The organism is Pseudomonas sp. GD03858, assembly GCF_029840925.1.
In the GTDB taxonomy this organism is placed as follows: domain Bacteria; phylum Pseudomonadota; class Gammaproteobacteria; order Pseudomonadales; family Pseudomonadaceae; genus Aquipseudomonas.
Genome location: NZ_JAOCDM010000158.1, coordinates 1 through 9043, shown reverse-complemented (window position 1 = coordinate 9043; position 9043 = coordinate 1). Strand labels below are relative to the sequence as shown.

Here is a 9043-nt window from a genome sequence, read left to right as displayed (position 1 = left end):
AGCCAATATCGAATAGAGGCCATCCTTCGATGATCGCCCAGCTGCCGCCCCGTGCGCCTGCCGCCCACTACCCTGAATTCCTCGAAGCCCTGAAGAACAGCGGCTTCCGTGGCCAGATCAGCGCCGATTACGGCACCCGCACCGTGCTGGCCACCGACAACTCCATCTACCAACGCCTGCCCCAGGCGGCGGTGTTCCCGCAGGATGCCGACGATGTGGCGCGGATCGCCACGCTCATGGCCGAGCCACGCTTTCGCGATATCAAGCTGACCCCGCGTGGCGGTGGCACCGGCACCAATGGCCAGTCGCTGACTGACGGCATCGTCGTCGATCTGTCGCGGCACATGAACGGCATTCTCGAAATCAACGTCGAGCAACGCTGGGTGCGGGTCCAGGCAGGCGTGGTCAAGGACCAGCTCAACGCTGCGTTGAAACCCCACGGGCTGTTCTTCGCGCCGGAGCTGTCCACCTCCAATCGCGCCACCGTCGGCGGCATGATCAACACCGACGCCAGTGGCCAGGGCAGCTGCACCTACGGCAAGACCCGCGACCATGTGCTGGAGCTGCACAGCGTGCTGCTGGGCGGCGAGCGCCTGCACAGCCTGCCGATCGACGATGCCACGCTGGAGCAGGTCTGCGCCGCGCCCGGCCGGGTCGGCGAGGTATACCGCATGGCCCGCGAGATCCAGCAAACCCAGGCCGAGCTGATCGAAAGCACTTTCCCCAAGCTCAACCGTTGCCTGACCGGATACGACCTGGCGCACCTGCGCGACGAGCAGGGCCGTTTCAACCTCAACAGCGTGCTGTGCGGCGCCGAAGGCTCGCTGGGCTACGTGGTCGAGGCCAAGCTCAACGTGCTGCCGATCCCGAAGTACGCGGTGCTGGTCAATGTGCGTTACACCAGCTTCATGGACGCCCTGCGCGACGCCAATGCGCTGATGGCGCACAAGCCGCTGTCGATCGAGACCGTCGACTCCAAGGTGCTGATGCTGGCGATGAAAGACATCGTCTGGCACAGCGTTGCCGAATACTTCCCCGCCGACCCTGAGCGGCCGACCCTGGGCATCAACCTGGTGGAGTTCTGCGGCGATGAGCCGGCCGAGGTCAACGCCCGGGTACAGGCCTTCGTCGAGCACCTGCAGGCCGACGCCAGCGTCGAGCGCCTGGGTCACACCCTGGCCGAAGGTTCCGAGGCCGTGACCCGTGTATACGTGATGCGCAAGCGCTCGGTGGGCCTGCTGGGCAACGTCGAAGGTGAAGTGCGCCCGCAGCCATTCGTCGAGGACACTGCGGTGCCGCCGGAGCAACTGGCGGACTACATCGCCGACTTCCGTGCGCTGCTCGATGGCTACGGCCTGGCCTACGGCATGTTCGGTCATGTCGATGCCGGCGTGCTGCATGTGCGCCCGGCGCTGGACATGAAAGACCCGGCCCAGGCCGCGCTGGTCAAGCCGATCTCCGATGCGGTGGCGGCGTTGACCAAAAGCTACGGCGGCCTGCTGTGGGGTGAGCATGGCAAGGGCCTGCGCTCGGAATACGTGCCGGAGTACTTCGGCGAGCTGTACCCGGCGTTGCAGCGGCTCAAGGGCGCGTTCGATCCGCACAACCAGCTCAATCCCGGCAAGATCTGTACCCCGCCTGGCAGCGCCGAAGGCTTGACCCCGGTCGATGGCGTGACCCTGCGCGGTGATCTGGACCGTGCCATCGACGAGCGCGTGTGGCAGGACTTCGGCAGCGCCGTGCACTGCAACGGCAACGGCGCTTGCTACAACTACGACCCTAACGACGCCATGTGCCCGTCATGGAAGGCCACCCGCGAACGCCAGCATTCGCCCAAGGGGCGCGCCTCGCTGATTCGCGAATGGCTGCGCCTGCAGGGCGAGGCGAATATCGATGTGCTCGCCGCCGCCCAACGCAAGGCATCCTGGTTCAAGGGGCTGCCGGCTCGCCTGCGCAACAGCCGTGCGCGCCAGCAGGGGCAGGAGGACTTCTCCCATGAGGTGTACGACGCCATGGCCGGCTGTCTGGCGTGCAAGTCCTGCGCCGGGCAGTGCCCGATCAAGGTCAACGTGCCGGACTTCCGCTCGCGTTTCCTCGAGCTGTATCACGGCCGCTACCAGCGCCCGTTGCGCGACTATCTGATCGGGTCGCTGGAGTTCACCATCCCGTACCTGGCGCATGCGCCGGGCCTGTACAACGCGGTGATGGGCTCGAAGTGGGTGAGCAGGCTGCTGGCGGACAAGGTCGGCATGGTCGACAGCCCGCTGATCAGCCGCTTCAACTTCCAGTCCACCCTGACCCGTTGCCGGGTCCAAGTGGCGAGCGTGCCGGCCCTGCGCGAGCTCACCCCAGCCCAGCGCGAGCGCAGCATCGTGCTGGTGCAGGATGCCTTCACCCGCTATTTCGAGACGCCGCTGTTGGCCTCGTTCATCGAACTGGCCCATCGTCTGGGGCACAGGGTGTTCCTCGCGCCGTACAGCGCCAACGGCAAGCCGCTGCATGTGCAGGGGTTCCTCGGTGCCTTCGCCAAGGCGGCGATCCGCAACGCCACCCAGCTCAAGGCCCTGGCCGACTGCGGCGTGCCGCTGGTAGGGCTGGACCCGGCGATGACCTTGGTCTACCGCCAGGAGTACCAGAAGGTCGATGGCGTAGAGTGCCCGTCGGTGCTGCTGCCCCAGGAATGGCTGATGGACGTGTTGCCCGAGCAGGCGCCGGCCAAGGCCGACAGCTTCCGCCTGATGGCTCACTGCACCGAGAAGACCAATGTGCCGGCCAGTACCAAGCAGTGGGAGCAGGTGTTCGCCCGCCTGGGGCTGAAGCTGGTCACCGAGGCCACCGGCTGCTGCGGCATGTCCGGCACCTATGGACACGAGGCGCGCAACCAGGAAACCTCGAAGACCATCTTCGAGCAGTCCTGGGCGACCAAGCTGGACAAGCAAGGAGAGGCGCTGGCCACTGGGTATTCGTGCCGTAGCCAGGTCAAGCGCATGACCGAGAAGCAGTTGCGCCATCCGTTGGAGGTGGTGCTGCAGTACGCGCAGCGCTGAGGCGCATCATTCGGTGCAGGCCCTTCGCGGGTGAACCCGCTCCCACAGGATGGTCGCTGCCTTTGATGGCGACGCTGTACCTGTGGGAGCGGGTTTACCCGCGAAGAAGCCTGTGGCGAGTTTCAGGTTTTCAGAGGTTTTGCCGCAGGCGCCGCGCCTGGCGATGCAGATACAGGCTCAACACCAGCCCGCAAGCCGCCGCCGCTGCGGCGAACAGAAACATCGAGGCAAACCCGAACCCCGCCGCCACCGCGCCCACCAGCGGCCCGGTGATGCCCAGCGACAGGTCGATGAACAGCGAATAGGCACCGACCGCCGCGCCGCGATTGGCCGCCGACACCTGGTTTACCGCCTCCACCCCCAGCGCCGGGAACACCAGCGAGAAGCCGAACCCGCTTAGCGCCGCGCCCGCCAGGGCCATTCCGGCATTAGGTGCCAGCCATAGCATCAGCAGCCCGATGGTTTCCACCGACAGGCAGGCGATCGCCACGCGAAAGCCGCCGATGCGGTTGATCAGGTTGCCGAACAGCAGGCGCGCGCAGATGAAGCTGGCGCCGAACAGGCTCAGGGTCAGCGCCGCGTTCGGCCAGTCGCGGCTGGCGTAGTACAGCGTGATGAAGGTGGCGATGGTGCCGAAGCCGATCGAGCCCAGGGCCAGCCCGGAGCCGTGTGGGAACACCTTGCCCAGCACCCGCAGGAACGGCAGGCGCACACCGGTGACCACGGGGGCGGCACGCTTGGGCCAGGCCAGCAGCAGGCCGAGCACGCCCAGCAGGATGATGCTCGCGCCCATGCTCCACAGGCCGAGGCTCTTGACCATCAGCACGCCCAGCGGCGCGCCGATGGCCAGGGCGCCATAGCTGGCGATGCCATTCCAGGAGATCACCTTGGCGGTATTTTCCGAGCCGACCCGGCCGATCCCCCAGCCGATCGACCCCGAGCCCACCAGGCTTTCGGCGCTGCCCAGCACCAGGCGTCCGACCAGCAGGCAGGCCAGGCTCAGCCAGGGCAGGTGGGTGAGGAAGCTGCAGGCGAGCATGAACACGCCGCTCAGGCCGCAGCCCAGCAGGCCGTACATCACCGCCGTCTTGCTGCCGAGATTGTCGATGATGCGGCTGGCGGTGGGGCGGCTGAGCAGCGTGGCCAGGTACTGCACGCTGATCACCAGGCCCGCGACCACGGCGCTGAAACCCAGGTCGTTGTGCACGTAGCCGGGCAGCACGGCCAGGGGGATGCCGATGTTCAGGTAGCCGATGAAGGTAAACAGGACGATGGAAACGACTTGCAGGGTGACCGCAAGGGGGCGCGGTGAGTCGGGCATGAGGGCCTTCGGCTTAGAAGTTCTGGACGGTGTGAAAACGCGATGACGGGGATATCCCGCAGGTCAGCCGTTTTCACACAGTCGGGAGGGGTGCGCGATTATTCCTGGTCGGCGCTGGATTGATCGTCACCGTCCTGGTCGACGGCGGGCGTCGGCTCGGCGTGGGCGGCAACGGATTGCTCTTCGGGGTTCAGGCTTGGGAAGGGAAGATTCGGGATTTCATGCATCTCGTCGTTCCTCGCAAGTGTGAGTGAAAAGGCGGCGCCAGGGCGCATATGTGGCTTCGAAAAGCTGGGGCAGGATACAGCAGTCTGGATGACAGTTTCAGATTTTTGCCGGACACCGGTCGGTTTAGCGGGCGGATATCGGACAGGGGCGTGCCAGGAGAGGGCGTGGGAGCGGGCTTGCCCCGCGATAGCACTTATCGCGGGGCAAGCCCGCTCCCACGCAGCGTCGGCCAGATTTCAGCGGCAGACGTCGGCGATGGCCGCCGCCAGTTGCTCCAGGCGCTGTGCATCGGCCCCGGCGATGTTCGCCCTGCCAGTCCCGACCATGTACACGCTGTGTTTTTCGCGCAGCAGGCGTACCTGCTCCGGGTTCAGTCCGGTGTAGGAGAACATCCCGCGTTGCTCGGCAATGTGCGCGAAGCGCTCGGCCAGGCCATGTGGGGCCAGCGCCCGCACCAGGCCTTCGCGCAGTTCGGCGATGCGCTGGCGCATGGCGTTCACTTCCTCGACCCACAGCGCCTTGAGCGCCGGGTCGGCGAGAATCTCGGCGACCACCGCCGCGCCATGATCCGGTGGCGTCGACCACAGGTTGCGCGCGATGAATGCCAGCTGGCTGCGCACATCCTGCAGTTTTTCGGCATCGTGGCTGCACACCAGCAGGGCGCCGGTGCGATCACGGTACAGGCCGAAGTTCTTCGAGCACGAGCTGGTAATCAGCAGTTCCGGCAGCTCGGCGGCGAACAGGCGTACCGCCCAGGCATCCTGTTCCAGGCCGTCACCGAAGCCCTGGTAGGCGAAGTCGATCAGCGGCAGCAGGTTGCGTCGCTTGACGATATCGAGCACTGCGCGCCAGTCATCCTGGCCCAGGTCGAAACCGGTGGGGTTGTGGCAGCACGCGTGCAGCAGCACCACGTCGCCTTGCGGTGCCTGCTCCAGCGTGGCGAGCAGGCCGGCGACGTCCAGGCGATTGTCCTTGCCCACGTAGGGGTAGTGGGACACCTTGAGCCCGGCGCCAGCGAAGATCGTCTCGTGGATCGGCCAGGTTGGATCGCTCAGCCAGATGCCGCGACCGGGCAGGCAGTGGGCGATGAACTCCGCCGCCAGGCGCAGGGCGCCGGTGCCGCCCGGGGTCTGGGTGGCGCCGGCACGCTGGGCGGCCAGCAATGGCGAGTCGCCGCCCAGCACCAGTTCGCTGATCAGGCGGCCGAAGGCCGGGTCACCGTGGCCACCGATGTAGCTCTTGGTGGCCTGGCGCTCGACCAGACGCTGCTCGGCCTGCTTGACCGCCGCGGGAATCGGCGTGAGGCCCTGGGCGTCCTTGAACACGCCGACACCCAGGTCGAACTTGGCCGGATTGGCGTCGCGTGCGTAGGCGTCCATCAGCCCGAGGATCGGGTCGCCGGGGACCCGTGCGATCGCCGCGAAGTGCATCACTTGCGTCCTTCGGCGGTCTCGGCGACCTTGTCGGTGCGCGCGCACATGATGAAGTCGTTGCGGTGCAGGCCCTTGATCGAGTGGCTCCACCAGGTCACGGTGACCTTGCCCCACTCGGTCAGCAGGCCCGGGTGGTGGCCTTCGGCCTCGGCGATCTCGCCGATGGCATTGGTGAAGGCCAGGGCGTGCTTGAAGTTCTTGAACAGGAACACGCGCTCGAGCTCCATGTGGCCGTCACGGACTTCGATGTTCCAGTCCGGGATCTCGCGGATCAGTACCGCCAGTTCTTCGTCGGTGACTTTCGGCGCATCGGCGCGGCAGGCTTCGCAGTGGGCTTGGTTCAAGGCGTTCATGAGTGTTTTCCGGTTTGAGTTGTTATCGACAGGGCGGCTCAGGCGGCTGCCTTGGGTGGAAACTTCGGTGCGTGCAGGCCCAGCTGCATGGCGTTGTGGACCATGGCCATGATGTCTTCGTGGGCCAGGTCGAACAGGCGCTTCATGTTCGGCAGGACGAAATACAGGGGCTGCAGGATATCGATGCGGTATGGCGTGCGCATGGCTTCGATCGGATCGAAAGCCTGGTGCTCGGGTTCGCCGGACAGGCTGTAGACGGTCTCTTTCGGCGAAGAGAGGATGCCGCCGCCGTAGATCTTGCGGCCCTGCGAGGTTTCCATCAGGCCAAACTCGATGGTCATCCAGTACAGGCGCGCCAGGTAGACGCGTTGTTCCTTGGTCGCTGCCAGGCCGAGCTTGCCGTAGGTGTGGGTGAATTCGGCGAACCACGGGTTGGTCAGCAGCGGGCAGTGGCCGAAGATCTCGTGGAAGATGTCGGGCTCCTGCAGGTAGTCCAGCTCTTCCGGGGTGCGGATGAAGGTGGCGACCGGGAAGCGCTTGCTGGCCAGCAGTTCGAAGAAAGTCTGGAAGGGGATCAGCGCCGGCACGCGGGCGACTTGCCAGCCGGTGGTGGCGCCCAGGACCTTGTTGATCTCGCCGAGCTGCGGGATGCGGTCATGAGGCAGCTTGAGCTGGTCGATGCCGTCGAGGTATTCCTGGCACGCCCGGCCTTCGATCACTTTCAGCTGGCGGGTGATCAGGGTGTTCCACACCGCGTGCTCTTGCTGCGGGTAGTCGATAAAACCCTGCGCATCGGGCTCGCGCGCCACGTATTGCGTCTGTTTCATGTGGCTCTCCTGGGAGGACGTTCTTGTTATGTTCAGGACATGCCCTAGAGATAACCCCGTCCTTGACGCTTTGCACGGGTGTCCAGCGCTCTTCGTGACATCCGTTTGCAGGGTTTTTGTAACGATAATTTTACAAAAATGGCTTGATCCCGGAAAATGGCGCTTATCTGGCTGACCTTGTGTGTGATTTTGTCAGCTTATCTTTACGACTTTTCCGTGACCCAACGAAATTTTCGTCTGCTTCGAGAGCTCCCATGCGTATCAAAGTGCATTGCCAGAACCGTATCGGCATCCTGCGAGACATCCTCAACCTGCTGGTGGAGTATGGCATCAACGTGTTGCGGGGCGAGGTGGGGGGGGATCATGGCAATGCCATCTACCTGCACTGCCCGAACCTGATCAACTTGCAGTTCCAGGCGCTGCGGCCGAAGTTCGAGTCCATCGCCGGGGTGTTCGGGGTCAAGCGCGTCGGGCTGATGCCCAGCGAACGTCGGCATATGGAGCTGAACGCGCTGCTGGGGGCGTTGGACTTTCCGGTGCTGTCGATCGACATGGGCGGCAGTATCGTCGCCGCCAACCGTGGCGCGGCGCAGCTGCTCGGGGTGCGTGTGGACGAGGTGCCGGGCATTGCGCTGTCGCGTTATGTCGAGGAGTTCGACCTGCCGGAGTTGATACGCGCCAACAAGTCGCGGATCAACGGCCTGCGCATCAAGGTCAAGGGTGATGTGTTCCTGGCCGATATCGCACCGTTGCAGTCCGAGCATGACGACAGCGAGGCCTTGGCCGGCGCGGTCATCACCTTGCACCGGGCCGACCGCATCGGGGAGCGCATCTATAACGTGCGCAAGCAGGAGCTGCGTGGTTTCGACAGCATCTTCCAGAGCTCGAAAGTGATGGCGGCCGTGGTGCGCGAGGCGCGGCGCATGGCGCCGCTGGATGCGCCGCTGCTGATCGAGGGCGAGACCGGTACTGGCAAGGAATTGCTGGCGCGCGCCTGCCACCTGGCCAGCCCGCGTGGCCAGGCGCCATTGATGGCGCTCAATTGCGCCGGTCTGCCGGAGTCGATGGCCGAGACCGAGTTGTTCGGCTATGGCCCGGGCGCGTTCGAGGGGGCGCGGGCCGAGGGCAAGCTCGGGCTGCTGGAACTCACGGCCGGCGGGACGCTGTTTCTCGATGGTGTCGCAGAGATGAGCCCGCGTCTGCAGGTCAAGCTGCTGCGCTTCCTGCAGGACGGCTGCTTCCGCCGGGTCGGCAGCGACGAGGAGGTTTACCTGGATGTGCGGGTGATCTGCGCCACCCAGGTCGATCTGTCCGAGCTGTGTGCCCGTGGCGAGTTCCGCCAGGATCTCTACCATCGCCTCAACGTGCTGTCGCTGCATATCCCGCCGCTGCGCGAATGCATGGATGGCCTGGAGGGGCTGGTGCAGCATTTTCTCGACCAGGCCAGTCGGCAGATAGGCTGCCCGATGCCGCGACTCGCGTCGGCGGCGATGGACAAGCTTGGCCAGTATCACTGGCCGGGCAATGTGCGCCAGTTGGAGAACGTGTTGTTCCAGGCCGTATCGCTGTGCGACGGCGGAGTGGTGAAAGGCGAACATATTCGCCTGCCGGATTATGGCGTGCGCCAGCCGCTGGGTGAGTTCTCACTGGATGGCGATCTTTCGCAGATTGTCGGACGCTTTGAAAGGGCGGTATTGGAAAGTTTGATGAGTGAGTTTCCAAGTAGCCGGGCGCTGGGGAAAAGATTGGGTGTTTCCCATACGACCATTGCCAACAAGTTACGCGATTATTCGTTGAACAAGTCGGGGGAGTGAGTGTGGCTAGTTACCTTGAA

At 64.9% G+C, this 9043-nt stretch carries 7 protein-coding genes; 2 read left to right on the top strand and 5 right to left on the bottom strand.

Annotated features, from left to right (window positions below; all coding sequences use genetic code 11):
- Nucleotides 1-29 precede the first annotated feature (29 nt).
- Nucleotides 30-3047 carry an FAD-binding and (Fe-S)-binding domain-containing protein gene (locus N5D48_RS24705; protein WP_279888660.1) on the top strand — a complete coding sequence of 1006 codons (3018 nt, stop codon included), beginning with the start codon at nucleotides 30-32 and terminating at the stop codon, nucleotides 3045-3047.
- A gap of 130 nt (nucleotides 3048-3177) precedes the next feature.
- Here the strand turns inward: N5D48_RS24705 and N5D48_RS24700 are convergent, their stop codons facing one another.
- The 5 genes from N5D48_RS24700 to phhA form a co-directional block, all read right to left on the bottom strand.
- Nucleotides 3178-4368, bottom strand: coding sequence for an MFS transporter (locus tag N5D48_RS24700; RefSeq protein ID WP_279888659.1), 1191 nt, complete (start codon nucleotides 4366-4368; stop codon nucleotides 3178-3180).
- A 98-nt stretch (nucleotides 4369-4466) separates the two neighbouring features.
- Nucleotides 4467-4595 (bottom strand): hypothetical protein, encoded by a 129-nt coding sequence (locus tag N5D48_RS24695; RefSeq protein ID WP_256582346.1) that lies wholly within the window; start codon nucleotides 4593-4595, stop codon nucleotides 4467-4469.
- 237 nt (nucleotides 4596-4832) lie between these two features.
- On the bottom strand, nucleotides 4833-6029 hold the full coding sequence (locus N5D48_RS24690; RefSeq protein ID WP_279888658.1) for an aspartate/tyrosine/aromatic aminotransferase: 1197 nt from the start codon (nucleotides 6027-6029) through the stop codon (nucleotides 4833-4835).
- Nucleotides 6026-6382, bottom strand: a complete 357-nt coding sequence (locus N5D48_RS24685; RefSeq protein WP_279888657.1) for a 4a-hydroxytetrahydrobiopterin dehydratase — start codon at nucleotides 6380-6382, stop codon at nucleotides 6026-6028. The genes N5D48_RS24690 and N5D48_RS24685 overlap by 4 nt, the downstream gene beginning before the upstream one ends.
- A gap of 38 nt (nucleotides 6383-6420) precedes the next feature.
- Nucleotides 6421-7209, bottom strand: coding sequence for a phenylalanine 4-monooxygenase (gene phhA / locus N5D48_RS24680; RefSeq protein ID WP_279888655.1), 789 nt, complete (start codon nucleotides 7207-7209; stop codon nucleotides 6421-6423).
- 254 nt (nucleotides 7210-7463) lie between these two features.
- Between phhA and N5D48_RS24675 the strand changes: the two genes are divergently transcribed.
- Nucleotides 7464-9023: a sigma-54-dependent transcriptional regulator gene (locus tag N5D48_RS24675; RefSeq protein WP_279888653.1), complete on the top strand. Its 1560-nt coding sequence runs from the start codon at nucleotides 7464-7466 to the stop codon at nucleotides 9021-9023.
- The last annotated feature ends 20 nt before the right edge of the window (nucleotides 9024-9043 follow it).

Excerpts from the sequence above, each read along its gene's own strand:
- N5D48_RS24675 (WP_279888653.1), top strand. The coding sequence starts at position 7,464 with ATGCGTATCAAAGTGCATTGCCAGAACCGTATCGGCATCCTGCGAGAC.
- N5D48_RS24700 (WP_279888659.1), bottom strand. The coding sequence starts at position 4,368 with ATGCCCGACTCACCGCGCCCCCTTGCGGTCACCCTGCAAGTCGTTTCC.
- N5D48_RS24695 (WP_256582346.1), bottom strand. The coding sequence starts at position 4,595 with ATGCATGAAATCCCGAATCTTCCCTTCCCAAGCCTGAACCCCGAAGAG.
- N5D48_RS24705 (WP_279888660.1), top strand. The coding sequence starts at position 30 with ATGATCGCCCAGCTGCCGCCCCGTGCGCCTGCCGCCCACTACCCTGAA.
- phhA (WP_279888655.1), bottom strand. The coding sequence starts at position 7,209 with ATGAAACAGACGCAATACGTGGCGCGCGAGCCCGATGCGCAGGGTTTT.
- N5D48_RS24685 (WP_279888657.1), bottom strand. The coding sequence starts at position 6,382 with ATGAACGCCTTGAACCAAGCCCACTGCGAAGCCTGCCGCGCCGATGCG.